The 19,645-nt window shown below is 67.8% G+C and carries 17 protein-coding genes and 1 pseudogene; 8 read left to right on the top strand and 10 right to left on the bottom strand.

Translation table 11 applies throughout. The features are described 5' to 3' along the window. Positions 1-79 precede the first annotated feature (79 nt). Complete coding sequence (locus QGN30_RS08445; RefSeq protein WP_043955295.1) at positions 80-1,390, top strand: NAD(P)/FAD-dependent oxidoreductase; 1,311 nt, start codon at positions 80-82, stop codon at positions 1,388-1,390. 3 nt (positions 1,391-1,393) lie between these two features. Here the strand turns inward: QGN30_RS08445 and QGN30_RS08440 are convergent, their stop codons facing one another. Both QGN30_RS08440 and QGN30_RS08435 read right to left on the bottom strand, forming a co-directional pair. Further along, positions 1,394-1,930 carry a DUF1360 domain-containing protein gene (locus QGN30_RS08440; RefSeq protein WP_202376660.1) on the bottom strand — a complete coding sequence of 179 codons (537 nt, stop codon included), beginning with the start codon at positions 1,928-1,930 and terminating at the stop codon, positions 1,394-1,396. A gap of 64 nt (positions 1,931-1,994) precedes the next feature. Next, positions 1,995-2,375, bottom strand: a complete 381-nt coding sequence (locus tag QGN30_RS08435; RefSeq protein WP_233042145.1) for a MerR family transcriptional regulator — start codon at positions 2,373-2,375, stop codon at positions 1,995-1,997. A gap of 143 nt (positions 2,376-2,518) precedes the next feature. Between QGN30_RS08435 and QGN30_RS08430 the strand changes: the two genes are divergently transcribed. From QGN30_RS08430 to QGN30_RS08415, 4 genes are all read left to right on the top strand, one after another. Next, a complete protein-coding gene (locus QGN30_RS08430) occupies positions 2,519-2,968 on the top strand; it encodes an Hsp20/alpha crystallin family protein (RefSeq protein ID WP_014380875.1) in 450 nt (149 codons plus the stop codon). A 93-nt stretch (positions 2,969-3,061) separates the two neighbouring features. Continuing rightward, complete coding sequence (locus tag QGN30_RS08425; RefSeq protein ID WP_014380876.1) at positions 3,062-3,751, top strand: PAS and ANTAR domain-containing protein; 690 nt, start codon at positions 3,062-3,064, stop codon at positions 3,749-3,751. A gap of 57 nt (positions 3,752-3,808) precedes the next feature. Next, positions 3,809-4,966 carry a MacS family sensor histidine kinase gene (gene macS / locus QGN30_RS08420; RefSeq protein WP_009952934.1) on the top strand — a complete coding sequence of 386 codons (1,158 nt, stop codon included), beginning with the start codon at positions 3,809-3,811 and terminating at the stop codon, positions 4,964-4,966. Then, a complete protein-coding gene (locus QGN30_RS08415; protein WP_014380877.1) occupies positions 4,959-5,624 on the top strand; it encodes a response regulator in 666 nt (221 codons plus the stop codon). Before macS ends, QGN30_RS08415 begins: the two co-directional genes overlap by 8 nt. Here the strand turns inward: QGN30_RS08415 and QGN30_RS08410 are convergent. The 3 genes and pseudogenes from QGN30_RS08410 to QGN30_RS08400 all read right to left on the bottom strand — a co-directional run bounded on the left by QGN30_RS08410 (position 5,588) and on the right by QGN30_RS08400 (position 8,683). Next, a pseudogene (locus QGN30_RS08410) lies at positions 5,588-6,936 on the bottom strand (acyltransferase family protein). The gene QGN30_RS08415 and the pseudogene QGN30_RS08410 overlap by 37 nt on opposite strands. Before the next feature lie 127 nt (positions 6,937-7,063). After that, positions 7,064-7,354: a YiaA/YiaB family inner membrane protein gene (locus QGN30_RS08405; RefSeq protein ID WP_009952929.1), complete on the bottom strand. Its 291-nt coding sequence runs from the start codon at positions 7,352-7,354 to the stop codon at positions 7,064-7,066. Between the two features lie 45 nt (positions 7,355-7,399). After that, positions 7,400-8,683 carry a hypothetical protein gene (locus QGN30_RS08400; RefSeq protein ID WP_009952928.1) on the bottom strand — a complete coding sequence of 428 codons (1,284 nt, stop codon included), beginning with the start codon at positions 8,681-8,683 and terminating at the stop codon, positions 7,400-7,402. 95 nt (positions 8,684-8,778) lie between these two features. Here QGN30_RS08400 and QGN30_RS08395 point away from each other — a divergent pair, with 95 nt between their 5' ends. Next, positions 8,779-9,837, top strand: coding sequence for a hypothetical protein (locus QGN30_RS08395; RefSeq protein ID WP_014383124.1), 1,059 nt, complete (start codon positions 8,779-8,781; stop codon positions 9,835-9,837). Positions 9,838-9,851: 14 nt separating this feature from the next. Here QGN30_RS08395 and QGN30_RS08390 read toward each other — a convergent pair whose 3' ends face one another. From QGN30_RS08390 to QGN30_RS08370, 5 genes are all read right to left on the bottom strand, one after another. Continuing rightward, entirely contained in the window at positions 9,852-10,934 is a 1,083-nt protein-coding gene (locus QGN30_RS08390) for a PDR/VanB family oxidoreductase (protein WP_014380887.1), read from the bottom strand. 2 nt (positions 10,935-10,936) lie between these two features. Then, positions 10,937-11,860, bottom strand: coding sequence for an alpha/beta fold hydrolase (locus QGN30_RS08385; RefSeq protein ID WP_036453707.1), 924 nt, complete (start codon positions 11,858-11,860; stop codon positions 10,937-10,939). 17 nt (positions 11,861-11,877) lie between these two features. After that, complete coding sequence (locus tag QGN30_RS08380) at positions 11,878-12,786, bottom strand: metal-dependent hydrolase (protein WP_008259582.1); 909 nt, start codon at positions 12,784-12,786, stop codon at positions 11,878-11,880. Between the two features lie 21 nt (positions 12,787-12,807). Beyond that, the gene (locus QGN30_RS08375) at positions 12,808-16,056 is read right to left on the bottom strand and encodes a thioester reductase domain-containing protein (RefSeq protein WP_095562870.1); all 3,249 of its coding nucleotides are present in this window, start codon (positions 16,054-16,056) and stop codon (positions 12,808-12,810) included. Positions 16,057-16,493: 437 nt separating this feature from the next. After that, positions 16,494-17,525 (bottom strand): diacylglycerol/lipid kinase family protein, encoded by a 1,032-nt coding sequence (locus QGN30_RS08370; RefSeq protein WP_014380891.1) that lies wholly within the window; start codon positions 17,523-17,525, stop codon positions 16,494-16,496. A gap of 186 nt (positions 17,526-17,711) precedes the next feature. Between QGN30_RS08370 and QGN30_RS08365 the strand changes: the two genes are divergently transcribed. Beyond that, entirely contained in the window at positions 17,712-18,587 is an 876-nt protein-coding gene (locus QGN30_RS08365) for an SDR family NAD(P)-dependent oxidoreductase (RefSeq protein WP_009952920.1), read from the top strand. A 103-nt stretch (positions 18,588-18,690) separates the two neighbouring features. Next, positions 18,691-19,608 carry a DMT family transporter gene (locus tag QGN30_RS08360; RefSeq protein WP_009952918.1) on the top strand — a complete coding sequence of 306 codons (918 nt, stop codon included), beginning with the start codon at positions 18,691-18,693 and terminating at the stop codon, positions 19,606-19,608. The last annotated feature ends 37 nt before the right edge of the window (positions 19,609-19,645 follow it).

Genomic DNA, 19,645 nt, shown 5'->3' with positions numbered 1-19,645 from the left:
AGTCGTTTTCAAGACGTCGTCGGTCGCGGGGGCGGCGCGGGACACTCTTCACCACCGAAGTCCGCCTACACTCGGGTCGGTGACCTCCATTGTGATCGTGGGAAGCGGCTTCACCGGATTCACCTGCGCCCGCCGTCTGGCCCGGATTCTGCGCCGGCGGCACGCGCCCGTGGACATCACGATCATTTCTCCGGTCGACTACATGCTGTACACACCGTTGCTGCCCGACGTGGCGGGCGGGGTGGTCGACGCCCGGTTTGTCGCTGTCCCACTGGCTAATTCGTTGCGGGGCGTGCACGCGGTGCGCGGCCGCGTCGACGGGGTGGACTTCGCGCAACAGACGCTGACGTATTGCGATCCCGAGGAACGCAGCCATTCCATGTCCTGGGACCGGCTGGTGCTCACCCCGGGGTCGGTGACGCGGTTGTTCGACGTCCCGGGCCTCGCGAGGCATGCGCGCGGGTTGAAGACCACCGCCGAGGCGCTCTACCTGCGCGACCACTTCGTCGAGCAGCTGGAGCTGGCCAACATCGAGGACGATCCGCAGGTGGCCGCCGCCCGGCGCACCGTGGTAGTGGTCGGCGCGTCCTACTCGGGCACCGAGTTGGTGGCGCAGCTGCGGGCGCTGGCCGACGCGGCGGCCAAACAGATGGGCTTCAACCCCGCCGAAGTGCGATTCCTGCTCCTGGACCTGGCGGAGCAGGTGATGCCCGAGGTGGGCAAGAAGCTCGGCGAGGCCGCGATGAAAGTGTTGCGCAAGCGCGGCATCGACGTCCGGCTCGGCGTCACGCTCAAGCAAGCGCACGCCGATCACGTTGTGCTGAGCGACGATTCGCGCATCGACACGCACACGATCGCCTGGGTGACGGGGGTGACCGGCGCCCCGCTGATCCAAGACCTGGGGCTGCCGACCGAGAAAGGCCGAATCACGGTGCAGCCCGATCTGCAGGTGCCCGGTCACCCGGAGGTGTTCGCCGCCGGCGATGCGGCCGCGGTTCCCGACCTCACCCAGCCCGGCCAGATCACGCCGCCGACCGCCCAGCACGCCACCCGGCAGGGCAAGGTGCTGGCCCGCAACGTCGCCGCCAGCCTCGGTTACGGCAGCCCCAAGCAATACAAGCACCGCAACCTGGGTCTGGTGGTCGATCTCGGGCCCCGCTACGCGGTGGCCAACCCGCTGAACATCCACTTGTCCGGGCTGCCGGCCAAACTCGTCACGAGGTCCTACCACCTGTACGCGATTCCGCGCGGCGTCAACCGATGGGCGGTCTCGCTGGCCTACCTGACCGACGTGCTGTTCAACCGCTCCGTCGTCTCCATCGGGTTGTCCTCCGAGGACGACGCGCAATTCACGGCCAGCGAGGGCATCCCGATGCCCAAGACCAGCTGATCGTCAGCCTTCGGCGGACTGCTGGGCCATCGCGTAGGCGAGCTGAAGGAAATCCGCCCCGGCCAACGCGCTGAAGACGCCCGCGATCAGCCGGGTGAACCGGGGTACGAACACCAGACCGATGGCGAATCCGGTGGCGACCCACATGTCCAGGCAGAACGGACAGGTCAACAACTCGCCCAGGCTGTGCCGAAGCTCGCTGTGCTCGCGGACCTCTTCCTGGACCTCGGCCGGGCCGCCGGTGCCCGCGTAATGCGTGAACGGGGCGCGCAGCGGACTGGTCACCGCGTCTTTGGTCAACGTTCGCGAGAGCTTGTGGGTGCCCAGCGTGAGGATGATCAGGTCCTGAATCCGCCAGCGCGACGGCAACGTGCGCCCGCTGACCACGGCGGCGACCACCGCCGCCGTCACGACGAGGCCGTAGACCACCAACACCGCCAGGTAGCCCCCCAGCGGGCGGGGATTGTCGCCGCGGTAGGCGTCCGCCTCCTTGCGTGCACCGTCCACCACCTGGGCGCCGGTTTCCGTCAACTCACCCATCGCTTCTCCTTGAAGGCATAGGGGGTCGAGTACCCGGCGCCGCCCGGCGCAATCGGCGATCAGCTCACCGCCGCGTGCCCTCCCGGTCCCGGGACTCGGCGGGCTTGGCCCCCTTCGCCGCTTCTCGCAACGTGCGGTTGGTGGACCGCAGGTCGGTGTTGGCGGCCGCCAACGTCTCGTTGTCGTCTTCGAGTTCGAGGATGCGAGCGATGCCGGCCAGGTTGACGCCGGCCTCGACCAGACCGCTGATGCGGCGGAGCCGCGCGAGGTCGTCGGCGCTGTAACGGCGCGTTCCCCCTTGACTTCTCGCGGGCGTGAGCAGCCCGTAGCGTTCGTAGAGCCGCAACGATTGCACCGGAATCCCGGACAGTTCGGCGGCCACCGAGATTCCGTACACGCCGTGGCCGGACGCCGGAGCCCCGGCCTCGCCGCGATGTTCGACCATCGCACATCCCCTCAGCTGATTCACTCAAAAAATCTGTTTAGCACACTTGCATGAATATGTCGACAATGCTATACCGAATCTATGTCGTCAGACACAGGAAATTTGTCGGACCACCGCGTAGATCGGAGTGAGAGGTGACAACCATGCTGATGCGTTCAGATCCCTTCCGTGAGCTCGACCGCTTTGCCCACCAGGTCCTCGGCACGGCCGCCCGGCCTGCAGTGATGCCGATGGACGCCTGGCGCCAGGGCGAGGAGTTCGTCGTCGAGTTCGACCTGCCCGGCATCGATGCCGACTCGCTGGACATCGACATCGAGCGCAATGTCGTGACCGTGCGCGCCGAACGCCCGGCCCTCGACCCCAACCGCGAGATGCTGGCCACCGAGCGCCCGCGCGGCGTGTTCAGCCGCCAGCTGGTGCTCGGCGAAAACCTCGACACCGACAAGATCCAGGCCTCCTATTCCGAAGGTGTCCTGAGTCTGCACATCCCGGTGGCCGAGAAGGCCAAGCCCCGCAAGATCGCCGTCGGCCGCGGCGACGGGCACCGCGCCGTCGCAGAGGGCGCCACCCAGCGCGAGGTCATCAACGCCTGACCGAGCGGCGGACCGGGCGGCGGCCGCAGGCGCACGCGCTCGCGTGCCGGCCTCGCGGCCGCCGCCCGCCACGGCAGTCAGAGAGGAGCCACGGTGGAATCGACATGGGAACTCAACGGCGAAACGGCCAGCGTCGAGCAGGCGTTGTCCGGCGGCAACGCGCAACCCGCGGGCTGGTTTCGGTTCCACTTCACCGATCAGCGGTGGGAATGGTCGGAACAGGTGCAGCGGATGCACGGCTACGAGCCGGGCACCGTCGTGCCCACCACCGATTTGGTGCTCTCGCACAAACACCCCGATGACCGCGGGCAGGTCGCGGCCACCATCGATCAGATCGTGAACACCCGCCAGGCGTTCAGCACCCGGCACCGGATCATCGACACCGGCGGAAACGTACGCCACGTCGTCGTGGTCGGCGATCGGCTCTACAACGACGACGGCGACGTGATCGGGACGCACGGGTTCTACATCGACGTCTCCGCATCGAACGGGCAGGTGCACGAGGACGCGGTCAGCGCGAAACTCGCTCAGATCAGCGAGAATCGGGCGGGCATCGAACGCGCCAAGGGCATGCTGATGCTGATCTACGGCCTCAGCGACAGCGCGGCCTTCGAGTTGCTCCGATGGCTCTCGCAGGAGGCGAATGTCAAGCTGCGCACGCTCGCCGAGCAGATCGCCGAGGACTTCCGCGGCGCGGGCTTGCCGCTCAATACCCAGTCGGAATTCGACCATTTGCTCCTGACGGCGCACCAGCGCGTCCGTCCCGCCGACGACCGCGGGTAAGGCACTGCAGCCCACGTCTTTTCGGCGTGGGCGACCCGCTGGGGACCGTCCGCATTTATGCTGACCACGATGGCGAATCACGGCCCCGATCCCACGACGCCGCTGTGGCGCGCGGCGCAGGTTTTTCGGTTGCTGAGTTGCGTGTATGCCGCCGGGTTTCAAATCGCGATCAATCCCGATCTGCGCCGGCCCGCGCTCGGTTGGGTCCTGTTCACTGTGCTGATCGGCTGGAGCGCGGCGTGCGCCGTCGCCTACCTGCGGGGGTTCGGGCGACGACCGTCATGGGTGCTGGCCGAGATCGCGATCGCGGTGTTGCTCATGTGGTCGAACACCGTCGTCGCGACGCCGCACTGGGCGGCCGAGAACCAGACCTGGCCGACGACATTGTGGGCGAGCAATCCCACGATTTCCGCCGCGATCCAGTTCGGCCCCGGTGGCGGGATGCTGACGGGCCTGGCGGTGATGGCCACCAATTTCGCCGTCAAGGACTACCTCGCCCTCAACCTGGGGCACAACGCCACCGTCATCATCGAGCTGGCCATCGGCATGGCGATCGGCATGGCCGCGCAGACCGCGCGCCGCGCGCACGCCGAACTGCAACGGGCCGCCCAGTTGAGCGCCGCGGTGCAGGAACGCGAGCGGCTGTCCCGCGAGGTGCACGACGGCGCCATCCAGGTGCTGGCGCTGGTCGCCAAGAAGGGCCATGAAATCGGCGGCGCCACAGCGGAACTCGCCGACCTGGCGAGCGAGCAAGAACGAGCGCTGCGTCGATGGGCGGCATGCACCGATATCGATCCCGATGCCGACGGCGCCACGATGGATCTGCGCACGCTGCTGCGATGCCGGGCGTCCGACCGGGTGTCGATCAGCCTGCCGGCGACTCCGGTGTTGTTGGGACGCCGGATAGGGACGGAGCTCGACGCCGCGGTGGGCAATGCCCTGGACAACGTCGGTGCCCATGCGGGACCGGAGGCACGCGCGTACGTACTCGTGGAGGACCTCGGCGATTCCGTCGTGGTCAGTGTCCGCGACGACGGCGTGGGCATTGCGGCCGGTCGACTCGAGGAGGCGGCGCGTCAGGGACGCCTGGGCGTCTCCCAATCGATCGTCGGGCGGCTGGCGTCGCTCGGCGGCACCGCGCAACTGCGCAGCGGCCCCGGCGAGGGCACCGAGTGGGAGTTGTGCGTGCCCCGCGGGGAGGGACGTCGTGGCTGAGGATGCGGCGCCGGCGACGGTGATGGTGGTCGACGACCATCCGATCTGGCGTGATGCGGTCGCGCGCGACCTGGCCGAGGGCGGATTCACCGTGGTGGCCACGGCCGACGGGGTGGCCGCCGCGGGGCGGCGGGCGGCCGTGGTCAAACCCGACGTGGTGGTGATGGATATGCAGCTGCCCGACGGGAACGGCGCACAGGCCACCGCGGCGGTGCTCGCGGCGTCGCCGTCGACGCGGGTGCTGGTGCTGTCGGCCTCCGACGAACGTGAGGACGTCTTGGAAGCCGTCAAAGCCGGTGCGACGGGATACCTGGTCAAGAGCGCCTCGAAATCCGAACTGGCACAGGCTGTGACGGCGACGGCCGCGGGCCGGGCCGTGTTCACCCCGGGGCTGGCCGGACTGGTGCTGGGTGAATACCGGCGCATCGCGCAGAGCAAGGACGACGGCCCCGCCCGTCCCAGCCTGACCGAACGCGAGACAGAGGTGTTGCGGTACGTCGCAAAAGGGCTGTCCGCCAAGCAGATCGCCATGAAGCTGTCGTTGAGCCACCGCACGGTCGAAAACCATGTGCAGGCGACATTCCGTAAGCTTCAGGTCGCGAACCGGGTGGAATTGGCGCGCTACGCGATCGAGCATGGCCTGGACTCCGAACCGTGACCCGCTGTTAGCGGGGTGCCCCGCCGGTCTCGTGGGCCACCGCCCGCGCGGCGACGAGTGCGGCCACGACCACGGCCATGCACACCAGCCCGTCGTCCTTGAGGCCCCACCTGATCGCGGCCAGGATCGCGACACCGGCCACGCACAGCAGCGCGCCGACGACCGCGCCCCGCCCGCGCGAGGTGACGGTCCCGGCGCCGTCCCAGCCGGCCAGCGGGTTGTTTTCGAGCGGCCGCAACGCGACGAACAGCACGGCCACGGCGAGGACCACGATGAGCACCTGCGCGACGCTGACGGCGAGGAAATCCGGCTGGCCCGGAAACCGCGGGGAGCCAAGGTAATCGAAGAGCAGGTGCACGCCCAGCAGCACCGGCATGTGCCACAGGTAGAGGGTCATTGCTCCGGAGTTGCCGATCGCGGTCCACCACCACACCCGCGGTCGCTGCGCCCAGCGCGCGATCGCCGGTGCGGCCGCGATGGCCAAGGCGCTCAAGATGATTGCGTGCCCGGCCAAGAGCAACGACGGCGGGCTGGTGTTGGAAAGGTGGTGATCCCCGGTGCCGACCATGCTGATCTGGTACGGCCCCCAGCGCACCAGTGCGATGTCCACGGCGAAGAAGACGCCGGCCACGGTTAGCGCGGCGCGGCCGTCGAGCAGCCGGCGGCGGTAGGCGACGCCGAACATGGCCGGAATGAGCCAGACGCACAAGTTGAGGTAGCCCAGCGGCATCATCGCCGGCGAATGCAGCCTTATGACGTCGATCAGCGCGATCGCCCCGTAGACCGCTGCCACGCCCGCGGCGAGGCGCCGCGCCGTGGTGATGCGATACAGCATCGGCATGGCGGCCAGCACCAGGACGTAGGCGCCCAGGAACCACAGCAGCTGCGTGCTGACGCCGGCAATCGGCCCGTAAATGTGTTGGGGCAGAGCCCGATACAGCACGGTCAGCGCGACCGCCCAGAATGCCAGGTAGTAGAACACCGGCCGGAACAGCCTGGTGCAGCGTTTCATCAGCCAGTCTCCCCAGTTGGTGCCCGGGGACCAGGAGGACAGGCAGGCCGCGGCGCCGGCGAAGAAGAACAGCGGCATGATCTGAAGCAGCCAGGTCGCCGCCTGGAACAGCATCGAGGTGGTGAGCAGGTTGTCCCAGATCAGGACATGGTTTTCGATGACGCTGATGGCCATCACGGTATGGCCGAGCACCACACCGATCAGGGAGGTGATGCGGATGACGTCCAGGACGCGATCACGGTCGGCCGGCGTGCGCGCGGCCACCTCGGCGACGTCGGGAAATCTGGCGAGAGTTGACATGGGTGTCCTTCTGTGAATCGGGATGAAAGCGTTGCGGCGGAGCCGAAGTCGTGCGATGAGAGAAGCATTGCCGACCGCGCGGCTGTGAGCCTGAGCGGTTCTACGCGTTGGGGCTGAGTAGTACTACTCAGCTCGCGGTGTTGAGTGGGTCGTAGTCGGCCAGCAGCCTCTCGATGCGGGCTTCGTCGAGTCGGACCCGCACGGTTGCGGCTTCCTGCTGGTCGCGAATGACCTTGGCCAGCGTGAACGCGCTCGACACCAAAAAGAGGAAGGTGATGCCGAGGAACAGTCGCTGCCACGCATCAAGGGGAAGAAAGTAAATCCCGGCCAGCGCGGTGAGAAAGCTGATCGCGAAGGCGACGGCGGCCTGAACGAAGAAGGCGGCGGTGGTTTTTGACATGCTGTTGGGAACGGTCATGCCAATAAGCCTGCGACGGCGCACCCTTGGCGGGGATCCGTAAGACTACTCAGATTTGGCGACGACTCGGGGTGCCCTCGACAGCGACGCCGCAACACTCGCGGCGCACGCCCCGAGCATCGTGGCGATCACCGTCGCCACCTCCACCACGGCGAAGTGGGCATCCACGACCGGTTTGACCACCAACACCACGGCGAGGGCGGGCACGATCAGCCGCACCCACCACGCCACGAGGCTGTCACCGGGGATGCGTGAATTTGCCTCTGTGGCAAACACATACAACAAAATGAGCAACAGGGCCGCCGCGCCGAAAACGACCGTGGCGATCCCGCGCATCCCGTGCGCCGAAAGGACGGCCGCCATCGCCGCGACAAGCCCTACCACCGCCACTCGCAGGCCGGTATTCGGCGTTGCCTCACGAGCGGCCGCCAGCCCGGCGGCGACGCGCACCGCCGCCCACCCCGAAGCCAACGCGGCCGCCGCCGTCAACGCGACGCCCGCGACGGCCATCCACGTCCAGCCTGCGTCGGCGTAGAACTCCGGAACAGCCTCGGTCAGAAACTTGGCGTTCCACCGCCACGGCCCCGCGACGCCCTGGTGGTCGCCCACCCACAAGATGACCGCCGCGCAGATCACCACCGCGACCGCGAGCGACATCGATCGGCCCGGCCGGGCGATGCGCGCGGCGCGGGCCGTGACGAGTTCGACGCCCACCATCCCCAGACCGAAGCCGACGAGCTGGCCGGACAGCTGGCTCGGGGTTGCGGCCGTTCCGATGACGACCGCGTCACTGCCCGCGGCGACGCGGGCGGTGACCGCCACCGCAAGGTAGACGTAGACGAGCAAACCCGCGACCACGAGCAGCGTCACCACCGAGGCGACGACCCGAGTCGTCACCCAGCAGACGACGGCACCGACGGCGAGCGCGGCCACCAGTGCGCAAGCCGGCAGCGACAGAACAACCTTGGCGGGGTCGTCACCGGAGGAAAAGTCCACCAGCACAACCGCTCCGAGCGCGACCGCGAACTTAGCCGCCAACGCGAGATAGGCAAGCAGCTGAATGGCGCCCGCCGCGAAACCCGCCCGGGGTCCCAGCGTGGCGCCGATCAACTCGGCGGTACTGCGCGCGTGCGGGGCGTAGGCGCGCAGCCGCGTCAAGGCATAGATCACCGGAATCACGGTCACCGCCCCGAGCAGCGCGCCCAGCCCATCCGCCGCCGCGGACGCGATCACGGCCATGCTCAGCCCGGCCGCTTGCCACGTCCCCAGCAGCGGACGGTTTGGACCGGATTCCGGCGGCGCCGGCGGGCGTAGCGGTTTCTTCGGCATCGCTCAAGCATGACGCAGCGGCGCGCAATCGAATACCGAACGCCAACGCATTCCGATACTTTGTAGCCCCAGGGTCAAGCTAGGTAGGGCTGCACATGTCTGACACGGTGAAGGTGACCGTCGACCGCGCCTCGGTCGCCATGGGCGACGACGTCGACTCCCATCGCGAGTTCTGGGTCTATCCCGCCTCGGCCACCATCGATGACCTGCTGGTCGAGATTTCTTCCCACTACGTACCGGGAATCGCCGGGCCGGCCGGGTGGTGCGTGTATCTGGACAACGACGACCGATCGCGCCACCGGGAAATCGGCCTCATCTATAGCCGGGACGACCTCAGGCAGCGGGATCACATCTGCAGGTTGTTGCCTGGAAAGACGACCATGAGCGATTTGACAAAACGCGTGGGGTCGCCGGAATTGGGCGTCTATGTGTCCTACCTGACTTTTGACGAAGCTCGACCCTTAAGCCTCGACGAGGTTGAGGGAAGTTCCACGTTCACCGGATGCCGGCCCACCAAGCTGGAATCCGAGGCCGCCGCCGACGCCAAACGCGACTGGGTGCTGATGCGCGAGCTGGACCGACTCGCGCGGAGCGTCGCCGGGGCGCGCCGCGACTGGGTTCGGGCCAATCTCCTTGCGGCGCCGCCGCCATGGATCGACATCTTCATCGCCCGCAACTTCCACTACCTGACCGAATTGCACTGCCCGGCCAGCATGTCAATAGCCGCAGAGCTTCTCGGCGTCGACGCCTCCCGCGATGAGGACTTGGCGGCAGCGGCCAACGCCGACGCGCGCCCCCTCGTCGTGACGCTCGCGATGGTGCTGGCCGCCTTCGAATGGGGAACCCAGCGCGGCACGTGGCGGGCAGGAGAGCAGCCATCCCACAAGGTCTACTTGGAGCTGCTCGCCCATTGCGGCTACCGGCTCTCGCCCATCGAACAGGTCATGGCCGGCCACATCAGCGTCGAGCAGCTCAAATTCGGCGCGGCGGACGCCGCCAGGCTCGATCGGATCCGCCAACTCCGGGACCAGCAATACCAGCTCCGCATGAGCCGCTACTACGCCAAGACCATCACCGACGAGCAATACCAGGCCGCCATCGGACCCGTGCATGCCGAACTTTCCAGCCTGGGAGAGCTTCCCGGCCCCATGTAGGCGATTCGAAACGCTCAGGCGTCGATGACCACGCGCCCGTTTTTGGCCCGGGACACGCAGACCAGCATCTCGTCGTCGCCCTCGGCGGCGCTCCCCCGTCGATCAACCTGTCCGGCAAGGACTTTCACCTTGCAGGTGCCGCAGAAGCCCTGCTGGCAGGAGTAGGCCGTCGTCGAGTCGCGGTCGAGCATCACGTCCAGCGCCGACCGGTTGGACGGCACGGTGAGCACCCGCTGCGAACGCGCGAGTTCCAGTTCGAACGGGACGCCGTCGATCACCGGCGGCGGTCCGAAACGTTCGTAGTGCAACGGCGCGTTCGCGTGTTCGTCGCGCGCGATGCGCACCGATTCGAGCAGCGCGGTCGGGCCACACACGTAGACGGCGGTGGTTGGGCCGGCGTCGGCGAGCAGGTCCGCCGCGGTGGGGATCCGGCCGCGCTCGTCGTCGGCCCAGACTGTGACGCGGTCCGGCGCGACCGCAACCACTTCGTCGAGCAGCGGCATGTAATCGCGGCTGCGCCCGGCATACACGGCGCGCCAATCGATTCCGTGCTGCTGCGCGGTCTGGATCATGGGCAGAATGGGCGTGACCCCGATGCCGCCGATCACGAACAACACCTCGTGCTCGTCGGTGACGAGATAAAACGCGTTGCGGGGGCCTTCGAACTCGATCGAGTCCCCCACGTGCAAGGTGTCGTGCATTTCGATCGAACCACCGCCGCCGTCGGGAATGCGGCGCACGGCGATGCGATAGTCGGTGCGCCGCCCGGGCGCACCACACAGCGAGTACTGCCGGCGGCGTCCCGACGGGAGCCGGACATCGATGTGCGCGCCGGGCGTCCAGGATGGCAGCAATCCGCCGTCCGGGTCGGCCAGCGTCAACGCAACCACATCGGGCGCCGGCTCCTCACGTTTGGTGATCACCGCGGTCGTGGTCCGCCGCACGGGCTGGACCCGTGAAGGCGTCCACCGCGACGCCGACGCCATGCCGCCGAACAGCGTGCCGACGCCGTACAACGCGGTGTACATCCGGTCGCGTTTGCGCCGGCCGTAGAGGTCGGCCGGAATGCTGTCCCAAATAGCCCGTGTCACAGCCATCCTCACGCCTGCCCCATGCCGTGACGGCCCGCGGGCTCCGATGTCAGGTTGACCCACTCGCCGGTGAATCCGGCGATGACGTCGGGATGCGAGGTGACCACCCAATGGCCACCCTCGATCGGGACGATCCTGCCGCCGTCCGGAATGGAGCCGGTAAACCGTTGCAGGGCGGGCGATACGAAATAATCCCGCCGGGCGACGAGCACCTGCACCGGCACCCGTGTCTGCGGCAACTGCTTCACGGGCACGAAGAACGGCGCCGGCATGTTCGCCCGGTACAGGTTGAGGCCGTTGAGGTAGTCGTCGATCGACCGGGTCGCCGCCGCCCGCTGCCGGTCGCTGCCGCGGCTGCGGCCGATACGTTCCACCGCGGCAAAGACTTTCCCCGTGGCGCGCGAGCGGATTGCCAGCTCCGGCACAACCGGGCACAGGAAGAACCAGATGTACGACGACGCGAGGGCCTGCTTGACGACGTCGAAGACGGCGCGCGGTGTGCGCGGGGACCGTAGGAACCTGCCGGCATAGTTCAGGTGCGGCCCGGAGATCGACGTGAACGAGGCGACCTTGGCCATCACCGTATCGTCGGTGACCGCCGCCCAGCCCTGGATCGAACCCCAGTCGTGGGCCAACAGGTGGACCTGGCCAACCCCGAGGCTGTCGATCACCGCGCCGACATCGGAAACCAGCTGCGGCAGAACATAATCCGTTCGCCGTGCCGGTTTGGAGGAGTCGCCAGACCCGCGCACGTCATACGCCACGACGTTGAACCGGCCGGCGAGTTCGCCTGCGACACCGTCCCACACGTGGTGGTTGTCCGGGTAGCCGTGGATCGCCAGAACGGTGGGCCGCCGTGGGTCGATCTCCGTGTAGGCGTGGACGGCCAGCGAAACCCCGTCTGAGGCGATCACTGTGCTGGACTGAGTCATCCCGAACGCTCCCGTGTTCAGTGCGACGCGCGGGCGGCGGGTGAGCGGGCCAAATAGTCGACCGCGCGACCCACCCCGCCCAGCTGGGACGGATGGAAACTCGGCGTGTAGTAGGCGCCGATGACCCGCAGGAACTGGAATGGCCCGGGCACCAAGCCCCTTCGGGCCGCGCGGAAGTAGTCGCGCCAGCGCGGTTTGGTCCCCGGTGGCAGGTACGGGTCGACCGAATACATGAACCGCACGCCGCGGATGAACAGCCACAGCAACGCGGGCGTCACGAGCAGCTGGGTGCGCACCTGCCGCCAATACCCGGCGCGCAGGTGCTTCATGGTGTCGAACGCGACGGCCTTGTGCTCGACCTCCTCGGCGCCGTGCCAGCGCAGCAAGTCCAGCATCACCGGATCGGTGCCCAGGGCATCGTGCTGAGGGGTGTCCAGAATCCATTCGCCCAGGATCGCGGTGTAGTGCTCGAGCGCCGCCACCATCGAGACCCGTTCGAGCAACCAGCTCTGCCGGCGGCGCCGGCTCCAGTGCGGCCGGTCACCGATGAGTTGGGTGAACAGCCAGCGCATCTGGTCGGTGAACGGCGTGACGTCGATGTCGTTGGCCGCGAAGTGCCCGAGCACCCCCGCGTGCGCCTGGGAGTGCATGGCCTCCTGGCTGACGAATCCCTGCACATCGCGCCGCAATTGATCGTCTTTGATCAGCGGCAGGGTGTCCTTGAACGCGTCGACGATGAACTCCTCACCCGCCGGCAACAGCAGGTGCAGCACGTTGCAGAAGTGGGTGGTGAAGGGCTCGTTCGGCACGTAGTAGAACGGCAGCGTCGACCAGTCGAAGTCGACGTCACGCGCCTGCAGGACGATGCGCTCGTGATCGAGCGAGGCGTCATGCGGGCCCGCTGCCATGTCATCGACGGTGAACATCGTTGCCATCCCCTTTCCGTGCTAGGCGCTGCGCTGGGCCTCGTCCTCTACTTCAGTGATCAGACGCTCGCTGCGCAAGAACCGGACGAGGTGATCGACCGTCTCGGTGAGCGCCGGCTCGCGCAGGCGGACCGTGGCCAGCCCCCGCCTGTGACGGTACTGGGTGTTGTCGTAGCGCTTGTCGCGCATCGCCGCGATCTTGCCCGCCGACCGGGTGAGGAAGTCGACCAGCGGATACATCTGGTCGTTCGGCGTGCACTGACGATCCAGCTGCTCGGCGAACGATTCGATGTCGTGGTACTCAAAGCGGTACCCGTAGCGCTCGGTCAAGATCCGGGTGATGTCGGTCAGGTTGTAGTAGTCGTCGGCCGTCATGTTGAAGACACTGCCCGACTCGGCTGGGAGGTCCATCAGCGCGACGATGTGATCCGCGATGAGGTCCGCCGGCAGCAGGCTGATCTGGTTGAGCGCGTTGACGGCCAGACCGTGCTCGATCATGAATGCCGTGAGGCGCACCAGGATGTCGTCCTGGCTGCCGAAGCCCGCCCGGGTCGGAGAGATCAGCGACGGCCGGTAGATGCGGACGTCGAGGCCCTTCCGCTGCGCGGCCAGCGCCAGCTGCTCGCCGACCCACTTGGTTTGCGAGTAGCCGAAGTCCAGCCCGGCCATCTTCTCGTTCGCGTCCCACTCCCCGACCACCGGTTCGGTGCTCCAGCCGTAGATGAACGTGCTCGAGACCAGGTGGAAAGTCTTGCGGTGGGCGGTCATCGCCAGTCGCAACAGCTCGCGGGTGCCCTCCACGTTCGCGGGCCGCAGGGCGTCGTAGGTCCGCACGTAGTTGACCAGCGCGCCGTTGTGCACGACGGCGTCGACGTCCTCGGCGAGTTGCTGGAAGGCCGCCTCCCCGATGCCCAGCGCGGGCTCGGCGAGATCGCCACAGATCACCCGCACCCGCGCCCGGACCTCCGCCTCGAGCGCCGGCGTCCAGAGCTGGGCGCGGCGCAGCGACGCGACGATACGGTCCAAACCGTGCGCGGCGTCGGTGGCTCGCACCAGCGCGTGCACGTTGTACGACGTCCGGCTGAGCAGGCTGCCCACCAGGAACGGCCCCAAAAACCCGGTCGCGCCGGTCAGCAGGATGTCGGTGGGCGCACCCGCTCGCGCGGGCGCGAGCTCGGGCAGCGGCAGGGCGGCGTCGGCACGCATCTGCGCGGTCTCGTAGGCCTCGTAGTCGGCCGAGATCTGATCCAGCGCCCGGCGCAGGGCGTCCAGCGGCTGGCCGGATCCCTCGCCGAATTGGCGCATCAGCCCGAAGAATTCGGCCACCGTCAGCCGCTGCAGCAGGCGCGTGTTGACCTCGTCGGCGAGCTCGCCCGCGCCGTGCTCCTCGAGCACGGCCTGCAGGTCGGTGCGGAGTTCGGCCAGCGCCAGCGAATCGATGCCGAGGTCGGCGAACGAGCAGTCCTCGTCGCCGGTGAGGTCGTAGCTCTCGATGAGATTGCGGAAGCGCTCCAGCGGGCCCGCACCGACCTCCACGGCGTCGCGGGTCCGGGTGGCCGCCGGGTTGACCCAACTCGTGAACGCGGGCAGCGTGCCGTCCAGCCACAGCTGGCGGGTCCGCGCGCGCCGGATCTTGCCCGAGGTCGTCTTGGGGATGCTGCGTGGCGGCGCGAACACGATGGTGTGCGGATCGATGTGGCAGTGCCGCCGGATCGCGCGGGCCAGGGCCTTCGCGTCGGGCAGGTTGTGCTCGTCTCGCACCTCGGCGACCACGACCAGCGCCTCCTGCTCGTCGCGCTCGACCGACAGCGCGGCGACGCACCCGCTGCGGACCTGGCCGGCGGAACGTTCGACGACGGCTTCGACGTCGGAGGGGTAGCAGTTGACGCCGCGCACGATGATCAGGTCCTTGCTGCGGCCGCAGACGAACAGCTCACCCTCGTAGAGGAAGCCGAGATCGCCGGTCCGCAGATAGGTGTGGTGGTCATCGCCGGCGATGCGGGCCCCGAACATCTCCGCGGTGAGCTCCGGGCGGTTCCAGTAGCCGCCGCCCTTGGAGGGCCCGTCCAGCCAGACTTCGCCGACCCGGCCCTCGCCCAGCGCCGTTCGCGATTCGGGATCGACGATGCGAACCAGGGTTTCGTCGATGGGCTTGCCGCAACTGACCAATGGGACCTGGTTGCTGTTCTCCGGCAACGCCTTTTCGACCCGCGCGACATTCTTTTCCAGCCCGCGCTTGTTCACCGTGATGGTCTGGCGCCCCCGGATCGAGACGATCAGGGTGGACTCGGCCATGCCGTAGGCGCCGGTCAGCGCCTCGGGCCGCAGGCCGTAGTCGGCGAACCGCTTCCGGAATTGGTCGAAGGTGTTGGCCCGCAACGGTTCTGCCCCCACGACGATGCACTCGAGGCTGCTCAGGTCGACACCGGCCAGCTCGGACGCGGGCAGCTTGTCTTCACGCAGGCAGTATTCGAGCGCGAAGTTCGGTCCCGGCGTGTGCGTGGCGCGCACGTCGCTGATCAGTCGAAGCCAGGACGAGGGCCGCGCGAGGAAGTCCAGCGGCGACATCGCATGGGTGGACCCGCCCAGCAGCAGGATGAACATGTAGGCCGAGATCAGGCCCATGTCGTGATGCTGCGGAAGCCACGAGGCCAGGACCACGTCGCCGGTGAAGGCGGACCCGTTGGCAATCACGTTGGCGTGGCTGACGATGACGCCCTTGGGGTCGTTCGTCGAGCCCGAGGTGTATTGCAGGAAGAGCACGTCCCCCGGCGTGTCCGCCACCGGGGCGCCGCCGAATTCCTGGGCGCCGTCGGTGGCGAACCAGGGCAGCTCCGGCAGTGCGGCGTCGGACCACGCCTGCCCACCGTGGCGCTGGCCGAGCAGCAGCCGGAAGTCGTACTCGAACTGCTTCGTCGACAGCACGGCCTTGGCGCCGCAATCCCGCGCGATGAAACTGAGCTTGGCCAGCCCGGACTCGAACGACATGGGCAGCGGTGGGCTGACGGGGACGGCGATCACCCCGATTCGGGCGCAGGCATACAGCGCCGCGATCATCTCCAGGCCGGGGGGGTAGACGAGCAACGCGCGCTCGCCCGCTTTGAGGCCGGCCTCTTTGGACAGGTAGGCGGCCAGTTCGCGGGTGCGGTCGGCGAAGCTCTGATAGGTGTAGTGCTCGAGTTCGCGCCCGTCGACGTCGACGAAGCGGAAGAGAGTCTGGTCCGGCTTCAGCGCTTCCCACTTGTGCAGGTAATCGATCAGCGTCTCCATCTTTGGAGCGACCCCCCTTCCAGGTTTGGGCTGAGCCCGGGAACGACTTCCGTCATGAATATAAAACCAATGTAACCCTGACGCCCGGTGAAGAGCAAAACATCCAGCAGCATTAATGGGCTATGCACAACACATTCACAGCTTCGACTTAAGCGGCGAATTCAATTGCATAAATCCTGATCTGTGTCGATACGGACTTCAGTATCTCAGTGGCTGTTGAGCAGGGATTATGCTCGATGTTGCTCCTCAAATACTGACGTACGGATGTACTAATCCACGCAATTCATATGTCCCTCGCCGCCCGCAATAATAACCCTGCCACCCGCGTCGCCTTATGGTCAAACCGCTGAGCCAGAAAAGATTTCTAGATTCCGATTTTGCCGGCGTTTTGTGCCCAGGCGCCGGAAGTGGATTGCGGAACTAGAAAGTGACAGGCGTCACGGCGCGGGCGCGCTGTGCGCCCGGGCGATGGTGGACGGTGCGACCTGCGCGATGCGGATCCGCGGTCCCGCCCGGGCCACGAGCTTCACGATGCCCAGGAAGCGCTCCCCGTCGATGATGGGTGACAGCGGCTCGTCCTCGGCCTCGATGATCATCTCGTGGCCGTTGACATCACGCAGCCCCTTGCCGCGGAGCATGCCGTTGGTCAGCGCCGTGGGAAGCTGCGCCACGATCCGCGACGGCCGCAGGTATCCGGCCTGAAAGTGCAGCGCACCCGGCTCGGAAGCTTTGGGGAACAACCGCAGCGGGCCGCCGATGCGCAGATCGATCGCGCCGGCGTGCAGCAGGCTGTGCGTGCGCGACGGGACCTCCTCGCCGTCGATGACCACGTGAGCACTCGTGGGGGTGAACAGGATCGAGGCGTAGTTCGGCGTCTTGACCCGACTCGGGGCGATTTTGGACGTGATGTAGTCGCCGAAGCTGCGGGCGATCACCCGCGCGACGGCGAGCCGACCGTGATCGGGGGCGTCGTAATACCGGTCGTAGAAGCGGTTCCCGACCCCGCCCGCGGCCAGCCCGAAGCAGAGGCGATGAAACGCCGCGCCGTCGGCGGTTTCGCCGTCGAGCACCAGCGTGTCGAGCCACATCTCGGGCGGAGGCTGATCGGCCTCGGCGGCGGCGACCAATGCGCGGATGATCGTCTCCGGCCGGCCGCGGACCCGGGCCTTGCGGGCCACCGCGTTCACGCTGCCCCCGTTGGACGGGACGAACGCCGGCCAACTTTCCGGGTCGCCGATGCATCGCTCGGTTTCGTTGATCAACCAGTGCAGCGCGCCGTCGCCACCGTCGCCGACCAGGTGGGTGACCCGGGGACCGATCTGCGCGATGGTGTCGCGGAGATCGTCGATTGATGCGGTCTCATGCACCTCGCCCCAGGGACCGACGAGGCGACGCAGTTCGTCGATGCGCTCGCGGGGCGCGGCACGATTCTTCCGCGCTTTCGGATTGACGATGACGCCTAGAAACATCCGGCGGTCCCCCACGCGTACCTGACAAAACACCGCTGTCGTGCTACCCGCGCCGGTGGGATGTCGCTGGTCATCCCAGGCACGATACCTGCGAGCGCCGCCGGACGAGCAATGCGTCCTCACCGCCACCGCGCGGCCGCTCGGCCCAGCGGCGCGCTCGGCAGGCGCGTCGTTAGGGTGTCTGCCATGGCCGATTGGACCGCAGCCCGGCTGCCCTCGTTCGCCGGACGGACCATCATCATCACCGGCGCCAACGCCGGGCTGGGTGAGATCACCGCCCGCGAGTTGGTCCGGGTCGGTGGCCACGTCATCCTGGCCGTCCGCAACACCGACAAGGGGCACGCCGCCGCCGCCCGCATGGCCGGCCCCGGTCGGGCCGAGGTGCGCCAGCTCGATCTGCAGGACCTGTCGTCGGTGCGGCGCTTCGCCGAGGGCATCGACACCGTCGACGTCCTGGTCAACAACGCCGGCATCATGGCCACCAAACACGCGGTGACCGTCGACGGCTTCGAGGGTCAGATCGGCACCAACCACCTCGGCCACTTCGCCCTGACCAACCTGCTGCTGCCCAAGCTGACCGACCGCGTGGTGACGGTGTCCTCGCTGATGCACCACTTCGGCTATATCAGCCTCAAGGACTTGAACTTTCAGTCGCGGCCCTATTCGGCCTGGCTGTCCTACAGCCAGTCGAAGCTGGCCAATCTGCTGTTCACCAGCGAGCTGCAGCGGCGTTTGGACGGCGTCGGCGCGTCGCTGCGCGCCCTGGCCGCCCACCCGGGCTGGTCGCACACGAACCTGCAGGGCAACTCCGGCCGCAAACTGGGCGACGCGGCGGTCCTGGCGGTCGACCGCATCGTGTCGACCGACGCGGATTTCGGCGCCCGCCAGACGTTGTACGCGGTGTCGCAGGATTTGCCGGGCAACACTTTCGTCGGCCCGCGGTTCGGGCTGTACGGTCGCACCCAACCGACGTGGCGCAACTGGCCGGCCAAGCGCGCGGGCACCGCCGCCGCGCTCTGGGAACTGTCCGAGCGGCTCACCGGAACCGCATTCCCGCTCTGAGCGGGCCGCGTCTGTGCGGCCCGGCAACCGCGAGGCGCGCCGGTCGGGGCCGCGATTAAATTAGTAGTTCGAGCACAAGCCAGCTGGGTGAGGAGGTTATGCCATGTCCGACGTGCATCTGGCGGCCATTCTCGCCCTGTGTGCCGCGCTGGCATCCGCGATCGGCAACGTCGTGCGTCAGCGGTCCGCGCAGGAGGTCACCGACAGGCGGGTGGGCCACCTGACGTTGTTCGGCATGTTGCTGCGCGACACCCGGTGGTGGCTGGGCGGTTTGGGCGACATCGGCAGTTACGTGCTGCTGGCCGCCGCCCTCGACAAGGGCTCGGTGTTGCTGGTGATGTCGCTGCAGGTGACGGCGCTGCTGTTCGCGCTGCCGATTTACGCGCGGATGAGCCATCACCCGATCACGCGCCGGGAGTGGACCTGGGCGCTGCTGCTGGCGGTCGCGCTGGCGGTGCTCATCGCGATCGGAGACCCGACCGGCGGTCAGCAGCGGGCGCCGCTGCAGACGTGGCTCGTGGTGGCCGCGGTGATCGGCCCGCTGTTGCTGCTGGGCTTGTTGGGCGCCCGCATCTGGGTGGATCGTCCCGTCGCGGCGCTGCTGCTTGCGGCGGTGGCCGGCTCGCTGCTGGCGGTGTTCGCGGTCCTGATGAAGGGCGTCGTCGACATCCTCGAGCGCCATCCGGGCCAGGTGTGGCAATCCTTCGAGCTCTATGCCCTGGTGGGCTGCGGGGTGGCCGGGATGATCTATCACCAATCGGCGTATCGGGCCGGCGCGCTCACCGCGTCGCTGCCGACGATCATCGTGGCGAAGCCCGTGGTGGGCGGGATCCTCGGAATCGTCGTGCTCGGCGAGACGCTTGCGGCCGGCGGCTGGGAGTGGTTTGTCCTGGCGGTGACGGCGGTGGTGGTGATCGTCGCGACGGTGGGCCTGGCGCGCGGTGAGGCGGCCACGGTGTCGGCCGGCGCGGGGCGCGACGTGAAATCCAATGAGCGGCCTACCGCCGCCACCCAAGCGTGAGCGGGCCGGAGCGGGACGCGAATCACCGCCTCTAGCA

The sequence above is a fragment of the Mycobacterium sp. 3-98 genome, from assembly GCF_035918355.1.
In the GTDB taxonomy this organism is placed as follows: domain Bacteria; phylum Actinomycetota; class Actinomycetes; order Mycobacteriales; family Mycobacteriaceae; genus Mycobacterium; species Mycobacterium intracellulare.
This window is presented reverse-complemented; position numbering and strand designations above follow the sequence as displayed.

Bases quoted from the DNA above. Each gene is read 5' to 3' on its own strand.
- QGN30_RS08440 (WP_202376660.1), bottom strand. From the start codon at position 1,930: ATGGGTGAGTTGACGGAAACCGGCGCCCAGGTGGTGGACGGTGCACGC.
- QGN30_RS08435 (WP_233042145.1), bottom strand. From the start codon at position 2,375: ATGGTCGAACATCGCGGCGAGGCCGGGGCTCCGGCGTCCGGCCACGGC.
- QGN30_RS08430 (WP_014380875.1), top strand. From the start codon at position 2,519: ATGCTGATGCGTTCAGATCCCTTCCGTGAGCTCGACCGCTTTGCCCAC.
- macS (WP_009952934.1), top strand. From the start codon at position 3,809: ATGCTGACCACGATGGCGAATCACGGCCCCGATCCCACGACGCCGCTG.
- QGN30_RS08405 (WP_009952929.1), bottom strand. From the start codon at position 7,354: ATGACCGTTCCCAACAGCATGTCAAAAACCACCGCCGCCTTCTTCGTT.
- QGN30_RS08400 (WP_009952928.1), bottom strand. From the start codon at position 8,683: ATGCCGAAGAAACCGCTACGCCCGCCGGCGCCGCCGGAATCCGGTCCA.
- QGN30_RS08395 (WP_014383124.1), top strand. From the start codon at position 8,779: ATGTCTGACACGGTGAAGGTGACCGTCGACCGCGCCTCGGTCGCCATG.
- QGN30_RS08390 (WP_014380887.1), bottom strand. From the start codon at position 10,934: ATGGCTGTGACACGGGCTATTTGGGACAGCATTCCGGCCGACCTCTAC.
- QGN30_RS08385 (WP_036453707.1), bottom strand. From the start codon at position 11,860: ATGACTCAGTCCAGCACAGTGATCGCCTCAGACGGGGTTTCGCTGGCC.
- QGN30_RS08380 (WP_008259582.1), bottom strand. From the start codon at position 12,786: ATGTTCACCGTCGATGACATGGCAGCGGGCCCGCATGACGCCTCGCTC.
- QGN30_RS08375 (WP_095562870.1), bottom strand. From the start codon at position 16,056: ATGGAGACGCTGATCGATTACCTGCACAAGTGGGAAGCGCTGAAGCCG.
- QGN30_RS08370 (WP_014380891.1), bottom strand. From the start codon at position 17,525: ATGTTTCTAGGCGTCATCGTCAATCCGAAAGCGCGGAAGAATCGTGCC.
- QGN30_RS08365 (WP_009952920.1), top strand. From the start codon at position 17,712: ATGGCCGATTGGACCGCAGCCCGGCTGCCCTCGTTCGCCGGACGGACC.
- QGN30_RS08360 (WP_009952918.1), top strand. From the start codon at position 18,691: ATGTCCGACGTGCATCTGGCGGCCATTCTCGCCCTGTGTGCCGCGCTG.